General features: G+C 70.4%; 13 protein-coding genes. 8 read left to right on the forward strand and 5 right to left on the reverse strand.

The genetic code is table 11. The features are described from left to right. The first annotated feature begins 9 nt into the window (after window positions 1–9). From ASF94_RS08140 to ASF94_RS08160, 5 genes are all read left to right on the forward strand, one after another. Window positions 10–1,332 carry a DASH family cryptochrome gene (locus ASF94_RS08140; protein WP_056664116.1) on the forward strand — a complete coding sequence of 441 codons (1,323 nt, stop codon included), beginning with the start codon at window positions 10–12 and terminating at the stop codon, window positions 1,330–1,332. Continuing rightward, window positions 1,329–2,885, forward strand: coding sequence for a cryptochrome/photolyase family protein (locus ASF94_RS08145; RefSeq protein WP_056664117.1), 1,557 nt, complete (start codon window positions 1,329–1,331; stop codon window positions 2,883–2,885). The genes ASF94_RS08140 and ASF94_RS08145 overlap by 4 nt, the downstream gene beginning before the upstream one ends. Window positions 2,886–2,901: 16 nt before the next feature. Next, window positions 2,902–3,615, forward strand: coding sequence for an SDR family NAD(P)-dependent oxidoreductase (locus ASF94_RS08150; protein ID WP_056664121.1), 714 nt, complete (start codon window positions 2,902–2,904; stop codon window positions 3,613–3,615). Between the two features lie 232 nt (window positions 3,616–3,847). Further along, window positions 3,848–6,529 carry a penicillin-binding protein 1A gene (locus ASF94_RS08155; protein ID WP_056664124.1) on the forward strand — a complete coding sequence of 894 codons (2,682 nt, stop codon included), beginning with the start codon at window positions 3,848–3,850 and terminating at the stop codon, window positions 6,527–6,529. A gap of 214 nt (window positions 6,530–6,743) precedes the next feature. Beyond that, complete coding sequence (locus ASF94_RS08160) at window positions 6,744–7,538, forward strand: transporter substrate-binding domain-containing protein (RefSeq protein WP_056664127.1); 795 nt, start codon at window positions 6,744–6,746, stop codon at window positions 7,536–7,538. 40 nt (window positions 7,539–7,578) lie between these two features. Here ASF94_RS08160 and ASF94_RS08165 read toward each other — a convergent pair whose 3' ends face one another. From ASF94_RS08165 to ASF94_RS08180, 4 genes are all read right to left on the reverse strand, one after another. Beyond that, window positions 7,579–8,952 carry a leucine-rich repeat-containing protein kinase family protein gene (locus ASF94_RS08165; RefSeq protein ID WP_056664130.1) on the reverse strand — a complete coding sequence of 458 codons (1,374 nt, stop codon included), beginning with the start codon at window positions 8,950–8,952 and terminating at the stop codon, window positions 7,579–7,581. Window positions 8,953–9,051: 99 nt separating this feature from the next. Further along, a complete protein-coding gene (locus ASF94_RS08170) occupies window positions 9,052–11,643 on the reverse strand; it encodes a chemotaxis protein CheW (protein ID WP_056664133.1) in 2,592 nt (863 codons plus the stop codon). Window positions 11,644–11,762: 119 nt separating this feature from the next. Further along, a complete protein-coding gene (locus ASF94_RS08175; protein WP_056664136.1) occupies window positions 11,763–12,320 on the reverse strand; it encodes an NUDIX hydrolase in 558 nt (185 codons plus the stop codon). Between the two features lie 91 nt (window positions 12,321–12,411). Then, window positions 12,412–13,107, reverse strand: a complete 696-nt coding sequence (locus ASF94_RS08180; RefSeq protein WP_056664138.1) for a fumarylacetoacetate hydrolase family protein — start codon at window positions 13,105–13,107, stop codon at window positions 12,412–12,414. 128 nt (window positions 13,108–13,235) lie between these two features. On the opposite strand from ASF94_RS08180, the gene maiA reads away from it, so the two are divergent. Further along, complete coding sequence (maiA, locus tag ASF94_RS08185; RefSeq protein ID WP_056664141.1) at window positions 13,236–13,904, forward strand: maleylacetoacetate isomerase; 669 nt, start codon at window positions 13,236–13,238, stop codon at window positions 13,902–13,904. Further along, the gene (locus ASF94_RS08190; RefSeq protein ID WP_056664143.1) at window positions 13,901–14,749 is read left to right on the forward strand and encodes a polyphenol oxidase family protein; all 849 of its coding nucleotides are present in this window, start codon (window positions 13,901–13,903) and stop codon (window positions 14,747–14,749) included. The genes maiA and ASF94_RS08190 overlap by 4 nt, the downstream gene beginning before the upstream one ends. Here the strand turns inward: ASF94_RS08190 and ASF94_RS20740 are convergent. Then, a complete protein-coding gene (locus tag ASF94_RS20740) occupies window positions 14,654–15,019 on the reverse strand; it encodes a hypothetical protein (protein ID WP_082493078.1) in 366 nt (121 codons plus the stop codon). The two genes, ASF94_RS08190 and ASF94_RS20740, sit on opposite strands and share 96 nt — an antisense overlap. Window positions 15,020–15,161: 142 nt before the next feature. Here ASF94_RS20740 and phaC point away from each other — a divergent pair, with 142 nt between their 5' ends. Continuing rightward, window positions 15,162–16,892: a class I poly(R)-hydroxyalkanoic acid synthase gene (gene phaC, locus ASF94_RS08195; protein WP_056664146.1), complete on the forward strand. Its 1,731-nt coding sequence runs from the start codon at window positions 15,162–15,164 to the stop codon at window positions 16,890–16,892. Window positions 16,893–16,988: the final 96 nt, after the last annotated feature.

Genomic DNA, 16,988 nt, shown 5'->3' on the forward strand with positions numbered 1-16,988 from the left:
GAGGACCGGATGAGCACCACGATCTTCTGGTTCCGCAACGACCTGCGCCTGCACGACCAGCCCGCCCTGGAGGCGGCCTTGCGCCACGGAGCCGACCACCTGCTGCCCGTGGTGTGCCTGCCGCCCGCAGGCGCCACCTCGCCCTGGGATTGCGAGCGCGTCGGCCCGCATCGCCGGGCGTTTCTGGCGGACACCGTGCAAGACCTCGGCGAGCGGCTGGCCGCGCTGGGCAGCCGGCTGTTCGTCTGCGATGCCGCACCCACCGTCGCGCTGCCGCTGCTCGCCCGGGCAGTGGCAGCGGACACGGTGTTCTGCGAGGCCATCGCCGCGCCGGAGGAAGAGAGCCAGGTAGCGCAGCTGCGCAGCGCCGGCCTGCGCATCGAGACCGTGTGGCACAGCAGCCTGCTGGCGCCGCAAGCGCTGCCCTGGCCGGTCGATCGGCTGCCGGGCGTCTTCACCGCCTTCCGGCACGCAGTGGAGCGGGCGGGCCTGCTGCCAGCCTCGCCGCTGCCCGTGCCGGCCCGGCTGCCGTCGCCACCCGATCTTCCCGAAGCGCTGCTGCGCGCCGTGGGCGCGGCTGCGGCGCTGCCTGGGGCCGAAGTACCCATGGCCGAACGGACGGGCGGAGCCGACCCGCGCTCGTCCTTTCCCTATGCCGTGCCCGCCTTCCGGGGTGGCGAAACGGCGGCACTGGCGCACCTGTCCCAGTACCTGGCCCGCAAGCTGCCGCACACCTACAAGGCCGCCCGCGACGGCCTCGCCGGGGTGGACTACTCGTCCAAGTTCTCGCCCTGGCTGGCCAGCGGGGCGCTCTCGCCGCGCCGCGTCCTTGCGGCGCTGAAGGCGTTCGAGCAGGCGCATGGCGCGAACGAGGGCAGCTACTGGCTGTGGTTCGAGCTGCTGTGGCGCGACTACTTCCGGCTGCTGCACCTGCAGCACGGCGCTGCGCTCTACCGCGCCCGGGGCCTGGCAGCAGCGCCGCCGGCGCCGCACAACGCGCAGGGGTTCGACCACTGGCGCCAGGGCCGCACCGGCGAGCCGCTGGTCGATGCCGCGATGCGCGAGCTGGCCGCCACGGGCTACCTCAGCAACCGGCTGCGCCAGGTGGCGGCCAGCTATCTCATCCATGAGCTGCAGGGCGACTGGCGCGCCGGGGCGGCATGGTTCGAATCCCAACTGGTGGACTACGACGTCTACAGCAACCAGGCCAACTGGCTCTACATCGCCGGGCGCGGCACCGACCCGCGCGGCGGGCGCCGCTTCAACCCCGCCAAGCAGGCGCTGGACCACGACGCCGACGGCCGCTACCGGCAGATGTGGGGTGCTGCATGAGCCCCACCGGCCTCCGGCCCCGCGCCCACACGTTTCGCCTGCTGCTGGGCGACCAGCTCAATCCCGCCCACTCGTGGTTCGACGCGCAGGATGCGGGCATCGTCTACGTGCTGATGGAGGTGCGGCAGGAAACGGATTACGTGCTGCACCACGCGCAGAAGATCCTGGGCATCTTCGCCGCCATGCGCGACCTGGCCGCGCAGCTGAAGGCCGCCGGCCACCGGGTGCGCTACATCGCCATCGACGACCCGAGCAACCGTCAGTCGCTGCCGGACAACCTCGCCGCGCTCATGGCCCACTACGGCGCTGAGCGGCTGGAGTACCAGCAGCCCGACGAATGGCGGCTCGATGCGCAGCTGCGCACCTGGGGCGAGGCGCAGGCCTTCGACGTGCTGGCCGTGGACAGCGAGCACTTCTACACCTCCCGCACCGAAGTCGCGCAGGCCTTCCAGGGCCGCAAGCAATGGCTAATGGAACACTTCTACCGCCGCATGCGCCAGCGCCACCAGGTGCTGCTGGACGAAGCGGGCGAGCCGGAAGGCGGCGCGTGGAACTACGACCACGACAACCGCAAGCCCTGGCACGGCACACCCGAGGTGCCGCCCGACGGCCGGCCCGAGCATGATCACACCGCGCTCTGGGCCAGCATCCAGGCGGCGGGGGTGAAGAGCTTCGGCAACCCCCAGGCGGGCGCGTTCCGCTGGCCACTGAACCGGGCCGAGGCACTGGCCTGCCTGAACCATTTCATCGCCACCACGCTGCCCGACTTCGGCGCCTACGAAGACGCCATGAGCACGAAGAGCACGCGGCTCTTCCATTCGCTGCTGTCCTTCGCGCTCAACACCAAGATGCTGCGCCCGCACGAGCTGGTTCTGCACGCCGAAGCCGCATGGCGCGCCGGTCGCGCGCCCCTGCCGGCGGTGGAAGGCTTCATCCGGCAGATCCTGGGCTGGCGCGAGTACGTGCGCGGCGTGTACTGGTCGCACATGCCCGGCTACGAGGAGCGCAATGCCCTGGGACACACCGCCCCGCTGCCCGAATGGTTCTGGTCCGGCGACACGCGCATGCGCTGCCTGCAGCACTCCATCGGCCAGTCGCTGGAACACGCGCATGCCCACCACATCCAGCGGCTGATGGTGATCGGCAATTTCTCGCTGCTGGCCGGCCTGGACCCGGCTGCCGTCCACCAGTGGTACCTGGGCATCTACATCGACGCCTTCGAGTGGGTGGAGGTGCCCAACACGGTGGGCATGAGCCAGTTCGCCGACGGCGGGCTGCTGGCCACCAAGCCCTACGTGAGCAGCGCCGCCTACATCGACCGCATGAGCGACTACTGCGGCGGCTGCCACTACGACAAGAAACTGAAGGTGGGCGAGCGGGCCTGCCCGTACAACGCGCTCTACTGGGAATTCTTCGCGCGCCACGAGCCTGTGCTGGGCCGCAACCCCCGCCTCACCATGGTCTACCGCCAACTGCAGAAGATGCCCCCTGCGCAACTGAAGGCGCTGCGCGAGCGCGCCGAGTCCGTGCGCTCGGATCTCGATGCGCTCTGAGAAAAAGGCCCGTGCGATGGATGTTCCCTCCCTCCCATCACTTCCCGATGGCTATCGCGCCATCGTCATCGGCGCGAGCGGCGCCCTGGGCGCGGCCTTGCTGGCCCATCTGCGCGCCGACCCGCGCTGCGCCCTGGCCATCGGCCTGGGCCGGCGGACCGAGCCGGCGCTGGATCTGGACGATGAGCCCTCCATCGCCCGTGCCGCGCAGCTGCTGGCGCAGCAGGGCCCCTGGCACTGCATCGTGCATGCGGCCGGCGTGCTGCATGCGCCGGGCATGGCCCCGGAAAAGCGGCTCGGCCAGTTGAACTACGGCCAGCTGGAGGCCACCTTCCGCATCAACACCTTCGGCCCGGGGCTGGTGCTGGCGCACTTCGCGCCGCTCCTGCCGCGCAAGGAACGCGGCCTGCTGGCGGTGCTGTCCGCCAAGGTCGGCAGCATCGGCGACAACCGGCTGGGCGGCTGGTACAGCTACCGTGCGTCCAAGGCCGCCTTGAACATGCTGCTGAAGACGGTGGCCATCGAGGTCGCCCGCACCCACCCGCAGGCCGTGCTGGCCGCGCTGCATCCAGGCACGGTGGATTCGGCCCTGTCGCGGCCCTTCGGCGGCGATCGCATCGGCCGGCCCGCGCCCGACGCGGCGGCCGACCTGCTGCGGGTGCTGGACGGACTCGACCCCGAGCAAACAGGCCGGTTCTATTCTTACAAGGGTGAGTCACTGCCGTGGTAAACAGGGCCGGTGCCGCCTCATACCCGCTTAAGTCAATGGCGGTATAACTGCGCCCTTTGGCCTCTGGCGGGCAAGCGTGGCTTTCCCCCCGTCCGGCCCGCGTTCGGTGGACATGGAAGCGGCATGGGCCGACCTTGTGCCCATTTCGACGCATCCGATACAGATTGCTTCTGTTTTGATAGCTACCAGCGCTGCTGCTACCAGCGCTCCCATCCATTTTCCTTACTGATCCATGTCGATGACCGATGTTTTGCGTGCCCGCGTCGGCGCGGTGCGACCCGCGCTGGCGCGCCTCGTGCGCCGCCCAGAGCGCCTCTGGTCGCTGCACAGCCTGGTGTGGCTGTTGGCGGGTCTGGTGCTGGCGTTCTGCCTTTACGTGCTGGCGCTCGTGCCTTTCACCCCCGGCATCAGCGACATCCGCAAGGCCAAGGCCGACCAGCCTGCGCAGCTCGTGTCGGCCGATGGCCGGCTGCTGGCCGAGTACAAATGGGTCAACCGGGAATGGGTGCCGCTCGCGGGCATCGCCAAGCCGGTGACCGATGCGCTCATCGCCACCGAGGACCACCGCTTCTACGACCACTTCGGCCTCGACTGGCGGCGGCTGCTGTCGGCCGTGGTGCTGACGCTGGGTGGCGACAAGCAGGGCGGCTCCACCATCACCCAGCAGCTGGCGCGCAACCTGTATCCGGAAGACATCGGCCGCGCGCCCACGCTCACCCGCAAGCTGAAGGAGGCGATCACGGCGCTGAAGATCGAGGCGCTCTACTCCAAGGAAGAGATCCTGGAGACGTATCTCAACACGGTGCCCTTCCTCTACAACGCCTACGGCATCGAGATGGCCGCGCGCACCTATTTCGACAAGTCGGCGGACAAGCTCACCGTGCTGGAAAGCGCCACGCTGATCGGGATGCTGAAGGGCACGGCCTACTACAACCCCGTGCTGAACCCCCAGCGCGCGCAGGCCCGCCGCAACACGGTGCTGGGCCAGATGCTCAAGCACGGCAAGCTCACGCAGGCGGAATTCGACACGCTCTCGCGCCGCCCGCTGCGCATTCGCTTCGAGCGCCAGCCCGAGGTCGATGGCCTGGCGCCGCACCTGGCCCAGCAGCTGCGCAAGCAGCTCATCGACTGGGCCGACCGCAACGGCTACAGCCTCTATGCCGATGGCCTGGTGGTGCGCACCACCATCGACGGCCGCCTGCAGGCGCTGGCCAACCAGGCCGTCGCCAAGCAGGGCCGGGCGCTGCAGGGGGTTGCCGACACCGCCTGGTCGCCCCGGGTGTGGAATGCCAAGAACCCGCTGGTGCGCGACCTGGTGAAGGAATCGGCCCCATACCAGGCAGCCATCGCCAAGGGCACGCCACCCGCCGACGCGGAGAAGGCGCTGCTGGACGACGCCGACTTCCTGCGCGCCCTGCGCCAGCAGAAGACCCGCGTGCAGGCCGGTTTCCTGGCGCTCGACCCGCGCTCGGGCGAAGTCCGCGCCTGGGTGGGCAGCCGCGACTTCGCGCAGGACCCGTTCGACCACGTGCAGGCCGCGCGGCGCCAGCCCGGCTCCACCTTCAAGCCCTTCGTGTACGGCGCGGCCTTCGCGGCCGGCCTGTCGCCAGAAACCACGCTGATGGACCAGGCGGTGGAGATCCCCCTGGGCGGCGGCAGGTTCTGGCGGCCGACCGATGGCGGCCCGCCCAGCGATTCGCCCATGACGCTGGCGGATGGCCTGGCGTTTTCCAAGAACACCATCACCGCGCAGGTGATGCAGCAGGAGGGGCCGGCCCGCGTGGCCCAGCTGGCGCGCGACATGGGCGTGCGCGAATCCAAGCTCGACGAGGTGCCCGCGCTGGCGCTGGGCACCAGCCCCGTCACGCTCAAGGAGATGGTGGCGGCCTACGGCACCATCGCGGCGGGCGGGCGCTACCGCGCGCCGATCGTCATCACGCGCATCGAAGACAAGAACGGCAAGGTGCTGGAAGACTTCGCGCCGGCATCGCCGGAAAAGGTGATCGGCCTGGCGCCCGTGCAGACCCTGCGCAACGCCATGCGCGGCGTGATCGACAAGGGCACCGGCGTCGCCATCCGCAGCCGCTGGGGCATCACCGCCGATGTGGCGGGCAAGACCGGCACCACGCAGGACAACACCGACGGCTGGTTCATCCTGATGCACCCGCAGCTGGTGGCCGGTGCCTGGGCTGGCTTCAACGACGGGCGCATCACCCTGCGCAGCGACTACTGGGGCCAGGGAGCGCACAGTGCCTTGCCGATGGTGGGCGAGGTGTTCCAGCAGGCGCTGCGCACCAAGGTGATCGATGCCCGCGAGCGCTTCGTCGACGAGCAGGAGACCAGCTGGACGCAGGATGCGATGACGGGCGTGCGCGACTGGGTCTATGACCTCTTCGGCCGCCGCACCGGCCAGGCCGCCACGCCGCGCAGTGACGCCGGGGCCGTTGCCACGCCGATGCCGGGCGCTCCTGCGCTGCCCAGCGCGCCCCCGTCGTCCGACCCGGAGGCGCCCGAGATCAGCGAAGCACCGCTCACCCCGCTGCAGAACGCCACGCCCTCGGGCGTGCCGCAGCCGGGCGTGGTCGTGCCGTCCGATCAGATGCCAGCCTTGCCCCAGGGACCGCTGCCTTCGCAGCCGCCCGGGGCCGCCGTGCCGCAGGGCGCGGGCGGCGTCCAGCAAGGCGAGGTCGTGCCGTCCTGGGCTACGGCACCGGCGCGTGACCCCGCGCGGGAGCCGTCCGCTCCCGTGCCGTCATTCGGCGGCACGGGTACGGATGCGGGTACGACCGGCGGCGCCGGCAGCCCGGCGCAGCCCGTCCCCGGCGTGGTGGTGACGACACCGATCCAGCGCGGCGTCGTCGTGCCCAGCGACAGCCGCAGCGCACCGACCTTCGGCGAGCCGGCCACCCGTTGAGCCGCGCCCGGCGGCGCCGCCGCGCTGCCCGGTGCCGCGCGGCGGGCATGCGCCGCGGCGGGGCTTCGGCTGGGCTGCGGCTGGGCGCCGGGGCACTGGCCCGCGCACCCGCCACGGGCTATGCTGCCGCACCTGCCCGCATCGCCGCTTGCGGATGTGCAGGGTGGGCCCTCGACGCTTTTCCATCCACACCTTCCCCCGCCGGACCGCTCCCATGATGTCTTCACGCCGTTTCCACCTCGCCTCCCTCTGCGCCGCCGCCGTGCTGGCCTGCGCCGCCCTGGCGCCCGTCGCTGCCCATGCCGGTCCACGGCTGGACCGCATCATGGACACCAAGGTGCTGCGCGTCGGCACGCCGGGCGACTACCGGCCGTTCGCCATCAAGACCGAGTCGGGCTATTCGGGCCACGACATCGACCTGATCGAGCAGATGGCCAAGGAACTCGGCGTGAAGGTTGAGTACGTCGCCACCAGCTGGCCCAACCTGATGAAGGACCTGCAGGGCGACAGGTTCGACGTCGCCGTGGGCGGCATCACCCGCAATGTCACGCGCATCCGCCAGGTCGAGATGCTCCCGGGCTACGCGCCCTTCGGCAAGGTGGCGCTGGTGCGCACGGCCGACAAGGCCCGCTACAACACGGTCGCCGACCTGAACCAGCCCGGCGTGCGCGTCATCAAGAACCCGGGCGGCACCAACGAAACCTTCGTGCTGCAGAACCTGACGGCCGCGCAGGTCAGCACGCATGACAAGAACGCCGAGATCCCCGCGCTGATCGCCGAAGGCAAGGGCGACGTGATGATCACCGAGACCTACGAAGCGCTGCACTACGCGAAGGCCGACCCGCGCCTGACGGCTGCCTTCATCAGCCAACCCCTGACGCCCACCAACACCCTCGGCTTCATGCTGCCCAAGGACGATGCGGACTATTCGCGGGTGATGGAGTTCGTCTGGGGCCTGATGGACAGCCGGGGGGGCGTGAAGCAGGCTGCCGACCAGTGGCTCAAGTGAACGCCGCTGCGGCCCCCGGGCCGCTGCGCCGCGCAGGCGCTCAGCGGGCGGCCAGGGCCCGCCCGGCCGGCTCGGCCCAGGCCTGGGTCTGCGCAGCCAGCGCCTGGCTGTCGGGGCGGTCCGTGGTGCGGGCCTGCGTGCAGGCCTGGGCCAGGGCCGCTGCCTGGCCGATGAACGGGTCGGTGAACGGGCCGCTGGCCCCTTCCTCGCAGCGTCCGGCCAACTCGTCCAGCAGGATGCCGTAGGCGCGGACATCCATGCGGCGCAGCGCGTCGCCCAGCGCTCCGGGTGGCGCGAAGGCCGCGGCGCCCAGGTCGCCCAGCAGCGCGCTCGCTTCGCCGGCGGGCGCGTGCGGCCGCCACAGCACGTTGTGCGCGTACAGGTCGCCGTGGACGATGCCCCGGCCGTGCAGATGCGCCAGCGCGCTCGCCACGTCGGCCGCGATGCGCAGGGCGGTGGCGGCGGGCAGGCGCAGCTCCGGCGCGTAGACGTCCCGTGTGCAGGTCTCGAAGCTGGGCGGGCCGGCCAGCGGGCGCCAGCCCGGGGCGACGCGTTCCATCACCAGGCCCTGCTGGCCGTCCGGGTGCCCGGCGAGCCGGCCGAGCACGGAAATGGTGCGGGCATGCCGTCCGGCCGCGAGGCTGGCGGCCATCTCGGTCATCGGCCAGCCGTCGCTGGTGACCGAGCCCTTGAAGAGCTTGACGGCGACCTCCTGCGGGTCCGTGGGCCCGTGCAGGACGGCTGCGTGGATGCGGCCGGACGCGCCTTCGCCGAGCAGCTCGCCGCAGCCCAGGGCGTGCCAGTCGATGGCATGCGCCTGCAGGCTCTCCCGCGCCCGGGCTTCCACGGCCTCGTTGAAGGCGTTGCCGCCCTGGGCGAGCCAGGCCAGGCGCGGCATGGCGGCGAGCCAGTCCGGCAGGGCGTCCAGCCGGTTGGCGGAGATGCGCAGCAGTTCGAGTCGGTCGCACTGCCGCAGGCGCTCGGGCAGGGCGCGCAGGCGGTTGCCGGCCAGCATCAGCTTTTGCAGCCGGGGACGCTCGCCCAGCGCCTCTGGCAGATCGGCGATGGCGTTGTCGGTCAGGATCAGCCAGCGCAGCCGCGGCGGCAGCGCAGCCGCCGGAACGTGCGCGATGCGGTTGGCCTTGAAGCCCACCATTTCCAGCCGCAGGCAGGCGCCAAGCGCGGGCGGCAGTTCGGTGAAGTCATTGTCCGAGGCGAAGAACACCTTCAGCCGGTGCAGCCGGTGCAGATCGGCGGGCAGGGCCGCCAGGCGGTTGCCGGACAGGTCGAGCACCTCCAGCGTGTCCGCCAGGTCGAAGATCTCGGGAGGAAAGTCCGTCAGGCCGGCGGCTATGCGCAGCGTGCGCGCGCCAGCCAGTGCGCCGGCACGCAGGCGTTGCAGTTCATCGGTCATGCCGCGAGTGTACGAACCCCTGGTGAGGTGGCGCGCCAGTGCAGGCCAGCGCAGGCCGTGGGCAAGGGCGGCGGCCCGCCCTGCGCGCGGGCGATGCGCTCAGGCGGCGACCGGCATCGGCGCTTGCGGCTCCCGGCCGGCGCGCAGGCGGCGCACCAAGTGCGGCAGGTTCAGGCACTGGATCAGCGTGCGGCCCGCATTGGCCTTGATGAGCTCGCTCACCACGGCGCCCGGCAGTCCCGGTGCAGGGAAGATGCTGGCCTCAGCGAAATGCAGCACGCTGTGCAGCTCCCCCACCAGCAGGCCGACGACCGCCTCGCCCTCCTGCGCCACCACCACCTGGCCCTGGGCCGAGGGCGGCGTGCGCTGGCCGGTCAGCACTTCGTGCAGGTCGAACACCCAGACGTATTCCAGCACCTTGCCGTGCGAGCGCAGCGGCACCGTACCGACGCAGCCGGCCAGCCCCGCGGCGGACACGGCGGCGATGCTGTGCGCGGGCAGCGCCTCGACCACCTGCGCCGTGGGCAGCGCAAAGAGGCCGTCACCCACGAAGAAAGTGGCCATCTCGCGCCCGCCGGTTGTGCCGGCCTCGCTCAGCAGCGTGGTGCGGCGCCGGCGCGCGGCTTCCTGGGCGCCGGCCACCTGGGCGCCGAACGAGTGGACCGAGATCGCCAGCACGTCTTCGCTGTAGCCGTCGCAGACCTTGAATTCCCGGTATCCGTGCGAAGCCGCGCACGCAACGATGCAGTAGGCGTCGCCATGCACCATGGCCCGCGACAGGCTCTGACCGTTGGGCACGGCGAGCATGTCCTCGGGCACCTGCAGCGTCGAGCCCACCGGCACCGAAGGGTCGGCGCTGGCGAGGACCGTGCCGGAGCGGCTGACGAAGAAGCCCTGCGTGCGGGACTTCTTTTCCAGCGCGCCCCGCAGCATGGCCTCGAATTCCTCTGCGGCGTTGAACACGATGCCGATCCCTCCCACCACCTCGCATGCGTCGCCCACGTTGCCCACGTTGCCCACGTCGCCCGGAGCGTGGATCGCCGCGTGGTAGACGTAGGTGGGGCGCCCGCCATAGAAGCCGCTGGGCCGCCAGGGCGTGACGTGGTAGGACTGCGTGCCGCGCATCGCCAGCACGGCCGCCAGGGTGTCGGGCTCGATGGCCATGCCCACCGCCGATCGGCCGTCCTCCAGCAGCGGCCGGCTGGAGGCCAGCACCCGGCCCTCGCGGTCATACACCATGAGCCGCGCGTACACCGTGTAGAGGCTGTTGATGTGTTCCAGGATGCGCTGCGCCCCGGCCAGGCGGTCGGCCGTGCGCGCGTCGCGCGCGTGCGGGTCGAGCAGCGCGCGCAGCTCGGGCGTCAGCGCCCACCAGCGGCAATCGTTGGCGCGCTCGTACAGGTTGCGGTCGAGCAGGTCCACCAGCAGCTGGGTCAGAAGCTCGCCGTCGCGCATGCTCGACATGAGCACCGTGCCATACAGGTCGCGGATGGACTGGCTGAACACCTCGTTGGTGAGCGCGCCGGTTTCGCCGATCTGCTCGAGCACGGCCTTCAGGCGGGCGACGTCCTGGTGCTGGCGGCCGGTCATGACCTGGCCGTTCCACACCACGCGCCGGATGGTGTCGGCCGCGTCGACGATCGCATGCAGCGGGGGGCAGAAGTCCTGCGCGTGGCTCAGCAGACCGTGCGCCACGCCTGGCTCCAGCGCGTCCAGCACCTGGCTGGATTCGCCGGAAAAGGCCAGGTCCACCGGCGCCATCACCTGGCCGCGCCAGCCGGAGGGGCCGGGGTAGCCCTGGTAGCCCGCCGTGGCCACGGTCTGCACCAGGTAGGCGCGGCCGGCATGCACCTGCAGGGAGAGCGCGCCGGCTTCGTTCACCGGCACGTGGGCGCCCACCGGCACCCAGAGCGGATCGCCGCTGGCGATGACCTGGTGGCTGCTGTCCAGCAGCAGCGGGATGTGGCGCTGCTGGCCGTGCTGGTTGCGCGCCCGGAAGATGCCTTCCATCTCGTCCGCGAAGGCGAAGCTCAGGCAGAGCATGCCCACGGGCTCGCCGGTCTGCGGATGCAGCATGCGCTGCGAATACAGCAGCGCGTGGCGCTTGCCGGGCCGCAGATCGGTGGGGCCGAAGGTTTCCACGTAGCCCGCGCTCTGGAGCGTGCGCGCCAGCAGCGGGTCCTGCGTGCCTTCGACCGGGCTGGCCTCGTCGATCTGCGCCACCACCGCGCCCTGCAGGTCCAGCAGCAGGATCTCGTCGTACACGGTGTACTTGTTGCGGTATTCGCGCAGGCGGGTCAGCACGGCACCCTGGTCGCTGTCCAGGCCGGCGACGAAACGGCACAGGTCCTGGTCGGTGGCGAGAAAGCCCACGTCCGCCGTGCGTTCGTAGAGGTTGCGCACCACGATGTCGATCACCTGGCGGGCACTGGTGCCGAGCCCGTCCATGACCTGGCCGATGGATTCGCCCACCAGCGAGCGCACGAGTTCCGTCTCCAGCTGCTGGAAGCCCTCGCGCGTGGCCCGCATCATGGGCAGCAGGCTGTGCGCTTCCTGCGGGCAATTCATCTTGGCCGACGACTCGATGAGCCGCCACATGAGGTTCAGCTCGCGCAGCGCGCTCTCGCAGCGCGTGACCTCGCGCATGAATGGGATGAACTTTTCCGTCTGGAATGGCGCCGGTGTGGGCATGGAGTCCTCCAATTCGCCCCGCCGTGGGGCGCATGCAGACCCCAAGCAACCACCATGCCTGACTTACATCGGGTTACATGCCGGCTCCGCGCGCGGGGAGCCGGCGTGGCCGAAACACCTCACACCACGTCGAGGCTGTGGACGTGGCCAGAGCCCAGCGCGCCGCTGCGCCGGTCGGCGAAGTACTGCTCCAGCGTGACCTTCACCGTGCGAAAGGCGATCTCGTCCCAGGGAATCTCGTCCTCGGCGAAAAGCCGCGCCTCGATCGTCTCGAAGCCCGGCGCGAAGACGTCGCTCTGCAGCGTGGCGAGGTAGAAGAAGTGGACCTGCCCGACACGCGGCACGTTCACCACGGAAAAGAGCCGCCCCATCTCGATCTGCGCGCCGGCTTCCTCGTCGGTCTCGCGGGCCGCCCCTTCGGCGCTGGTCTCGTTCAATTCCATGAAGCCGGCGGGCAGCGTCCACTTGCCGCGGCGCGGCTCGATGTTGCGCAGGCACAGCAGCACCCGGTCGCCCAGCACCGGCACCGTGCCGACCACGTTCAGCGGGTTTTCGTAGTGCACCGTGCCGCAGGCGGGGCACACCGCGCGCAGCTTGGTGTCGCCGTCGTCGGGCACGCGGTAGACCACGGCGGTACCGCATTCACGGCAATGCTTGATGGGGCTGCGAAGGGTCATGCGGGGCGGGGTTTGAATGAAATATGGCGCTGGCGCTTCATACGCCAACGTTTATAGCTATGCTTTTTATAGCAATCGAGTCGGCAGGACCTCAGGCCACCGTCAGCCGCAACGTGCCCAGGCCGTCGATGCCGCCTTCCAGCACATCGCCGCGCACCACGGCGGCCACGCCCTCTGGCGTGCCCGTGAAGATCAGGTCGCCGGGCTGCAATTCCCAGGCGGCGGACAGGTGCTCAATGGTTTCGGCGATGTTCCAGATCAGCTGCGTGACGGTGCTGCGCTGGCGATCGGTGCCGTTCACTTGCAGCCAGATGGCGGCGTTGGCCACGTCGCCCGCCTGCGCTGCCGGGGTGATGGGGCCGATCGGGGCGCTGGCGTCGAAGCCCTTGCCAATGGACCAGGGACGGCCCTGCTTCTTCATCTCGCCCTGGAGATCGCGGCGCGTCATGTCCAGTCCGACGGCGTAGCCCCAGATGTGCTGGAGCGCGTCGGCGGCCTGGATGTTCTTGCCGCCCTTGCCGATGGCGACCACCAGTTCGATCTCGTGATGCAGGTTGGACGTGAGGCTGGGGTAGGGCAGGGTGCCGGTGTCGCCTGCAGCGACGGGCAGCACGGCATCGGCGGGCTTCATGAAGAAGAACGGCGGCTCGCGGCCGGTGAAGCCCATTTCCTTGGCGTGCTCTTCGTAGTTGCGGCCCACGCAGTAGATGCGGTGCACCGGGAAGCGGTCGGCGGTGCCCACGACGGGCACGCTGGCCTGGGGCGGTGGAGTGATCACGTAGCTCATGTCTGCCTTTCAGGGTCGGATGCGGTGGGCCGCACGGCATGCGGGGCGCTGGGGCCGCACGGTCAGCGCCGCAGTGTGCCACGGGCCGGCACGGGGCGTGGGCAGGCCGCCGTTATGCTTGCCGCACCATGAAACTCTTCAACTATTTCCGCTCCTCGGCCTCGTACCGCGTGCGCATCGCGCTGGAGCTCAAGGGCCTGGGCTACGACTACGTGCCGGTGCATCTGGTGCGCGCAGAGCACCGCACCCCCGAGCACGCGGCGCGCAGCGGCGACGCGCTGGTGCCGGCGCTGGAGACGGATGACGGGCAGATGCTGGTGCAGTCCATGGCCATCATCGAATACCTGGACGAGACCCACCCCGAGCCTGGGCTGCTTCCCGCCGACGCGCTGGGGCGGGCGCGGGTGCGCGCGCTGGCGCAGATGATCGCCTGCGAGATCCATCCGGTGAACAACCTGCGCGTGCTGCGCCACCTCACCCAGACCCTGGGGCTGGGCGAAGACGCCAAGACCGGCTGGTACCACCACTGGACGCGCAGCGGCCTCGAAGCGTTCGAGCGCCAGCTCGCGCTGCTGGCGGCGGCCCGCGCGCAGGCCGGCCTGGCTACGTCGCAACTCTGCTGGGGCGACACGCCCACGCTGGCGGACTGCTGCCTGGTGCCGCAGATCTTCAATGCCCGGCGGTTCGCCGTGCCGCTGGACGGCCTGCCGCTGACGCTGGCCGCCTGCGAAGCGGCGAGCGCGCTTCCCGCCTTCCAGCGCGCCCATCCCAGCGCCTGCCCGGACCACGAGGCATGAGCGCGGCCCCGCACGACTGGCTGGTGCCAGACTGGCCGGCCCCGGCGCGGGTGCGCGCCGTGTGCACCACCCGCTCAGGTGGCGTCAGCGCTGCTCCGTTCGACACGCTGAACCTGGGCGACCACGTCGGCGACCGGCCGGGCGATGTGGGGCGCAACCGCGCCTACCTGCAGGCGGCCCTCGGCGCGCGGCCGGTGTTCCTCAAGCAGGTGCACGGCGCCGAGGTGGCGGAACTGTCGCTCGCGTCGCCGGACGGCGTGGTGGCCGATGCCTGCAGTACCGCTGTGTCTGGCGTGGCCTGCACCATCATGGTGGCCGACTGCCTGCCGGTGCTGTTCACCAACCCGCAGGGCACCTGGGTGGCGGCAGCCCATGCGGGCTGGCGCGGGCTGGCAGGCGAAAGCGGAAGCGGGGTGCTGGAGGCGGTTGTGGCGTCTTGCCCAGCCTCCGGGCCCGCGAAGCCAGCGCGTTCAGCGAGCAAAGTCATAGCGGATGGGCAGGCGCCCGAAGCCCTTCTGGCGTGGTTGGGGCCGTGCATCGGCCCGACCGCCTTCGAGGTCGGGCCGGAGGTGCGCGCGGCGTTCTGCGACGTCGACCCGCAGGCCGCACGCCATTTCACGCCGCAGCCCGCCCCAGGCAAGTACCTGGCGGACCTGGCCGGGCTGGCCCGCCAGCGGCTGCAGCGCCTGGGCGTTGCGAGCGTCACCGGCAACGACGGCACGGCGGCGTGGTGCACGGTGGCCCCGGCATCACGGTTCTTCTCGCACCGGCGCGACACCGCGCGGCTGGGCAGCAGCGGCCGGTTCGCCGCTTGCGTCTGGATCGACGGCGCCCCCAGCGGCTGACGGAGGGACCGCCGGCGCAGCAGCGTGGGGGCCGGGGGCCGTCGCTTGCCGGGCCGCTTCCGCCCGCTGGGCCGCCTGCGCAGCGGCGCGCGCTCTCAAAGCCCGCTTGCGCCCCGGCGTGCCCAGGATGTAGCCCAGAATCCCCATGGGCAGCAGGCCATAGAACACGAAGGTGACGATGGCGCCGAGCACCGTGCCGTTGGGCGCCTGGGCTTCTGCCACGGCCATCAGCACCGTGACATACAGCCAGCCGATGATGACCAGATACATGGTGGGGGGCGCGGCGCAGGCCGCGCGGACGATTTGGTAAAAAAAACCGACTTCGGTTGCCGGGAGCCCCGGGCGTCGTCAACAATGACCGGACAATACACGCAAGGCCGCAAGAGCCTGCGGCGATTCAAGGAGGCAGACGATGGAGACGGACTCGCAATGGGCCGATGGCGCCCGGCAATTCCAGCGTATTTTCGGTGAGGGCTGGGCCCAGGTACTGAAAGGCCTGCAGCCTCCTGCTGCTGCTGCTGCTGCGGCAGGTGCCTCGTCCACTGCAGCTGCCGCGCTGCCCTCCGCGCCGGTGCGCTTCGCCCCCGACAAGCTGGCTGCCCTGCAGGCGAAGTACCTCGAGGAAGCCAAGGCGCTCTGGAGCGAGGGCCTCCAGACCCCCCCGGCGGTGGCCGACCGGCGCTTCACCAGCGAGGCCTGGTCCAAAAGCCCCATGGCGCGTTTCTCCGCCGCCGCCTACCTGCTGAACGCCCGCACGCTGATGGGCCTGGCCGATGCCGTGGAGGGCGACGACAAGGCCAAGGCCCGGATCCGCTTCGGTGTGGAGCAGTGGATGGCGGCCATGTCGCCCAGCAACTTCCTGGCATTCAACGCCGATGCCCAGCAGAAGGCCATCGACACCCAGGGCGAGAGCATCGCCAAGGGCATTGCCAACCTGCTGCACGACATGCGCCAGGGCCATGTCTCCATGACCGACGAAAGCCTCTTCGAGGTCGGCCGCAACGTGGCGACCACCGAGGGCGCGGTGGTGTTCGAGAACGACTACTTCCAGCTCATCGAATACAAGCCGCTCACCCCCAAGGTGTACGAGCTCCCCTTCCTGATGGTGCCGCCCTGCATCAACAAGTACTACATCCTCGACCTGCAGCCCGAGAACTCGCTGATCCGCCACGCGGTCGCCGAAGGGCACCGCACCTTCGTCGTGAGCTGGCGCAACGCCGATGCGTCCCTGGCGCAGTCCACCTGGGACGACTACATCGAGCAGGCCGTGATCCAGGCGATCCACACGGTCCAGGAGATCAGCGGCGCCGAGCAGATCAACGCGCTGGGGTTCTGCGTGGGCGGCACCATGCTCTCGAACGCGCTGGCGGTGCTGGCGGCCCGGGGCGAAGATGCCGTCGCCAGCGCCACCTTTCTCACCACGCTGATCGACTTCTCCGACACGGGCATTCTCGATGTCTTCATCGACGAGGCGTTGGTGGCGTTCCGTGAGTTGCAGATGGGGCAGGGCGGCTTGATGAAGGGGCAGGATCTGGCATCCACCTTCAGCTTCCTGCGGCCGAACGACCTGGTGTGGAACTACGTGGTGGGCAATTACCTGAAGGGCGAGACCCCGCCGCCCTTCGACCTGCTCTACTGGAACAGCGACGCCACCAATCTGCCGGGGCCCTATTACGCCTGGTATCTGCGCAACTTCTATCTGGAAAACAACCTGATCGAGCCGGGAAAGCTCACGGTCTGCGGCGAATCCATCGACCTGAACCTGGTCGACGTCCCGACGTACATCTACGGCTCGCGCGAAGACCACATCGTGCCGATCAACGCGGCCTACGCGTCCACCCAGGTGCTGCCGGGCCCGAAACGCTTCGTCATGGGCGCCTCGGGCCACATCGCGGGCGTGATCAACCCGCCTGCCAAGAAAAAGCGCAGCCACTGGACCCGCGACGACGGCCAGCTGCCCGCCACCCTGGACAGCTGGCTGGAGGGTGCCACCGAACACCCCGGCAGCTGGTGGACCGACTGGTCCCGGTGGCTGGCAGGCCATGCCGGGCGGCAGGTCGCGGCCCCCAAAGCCTACGGGCGGGGGACCCGTTTCAAGGCGATCGAACCCGCGCCGGGCCGCTACGTGCGGCAGAAGGCGTAAACCCTGCGGCCGGCGGCGCACCACCCCGCGCCCGGCCGCGGCAGCGCACGGCTGCGACCCTGGCCGTGACACGACCCCTCACCCATTCTTGCACTT

Origin of the sequence: Acidovorax sp. Leaf160 (assembly GCF_001424265.1) — a bacterium.
GTDB lineage: Bacteria > Pseudomonadota > Gammaproteobacteria > Burkholderiales > Burkholderiaceae_C > Paracidovorax.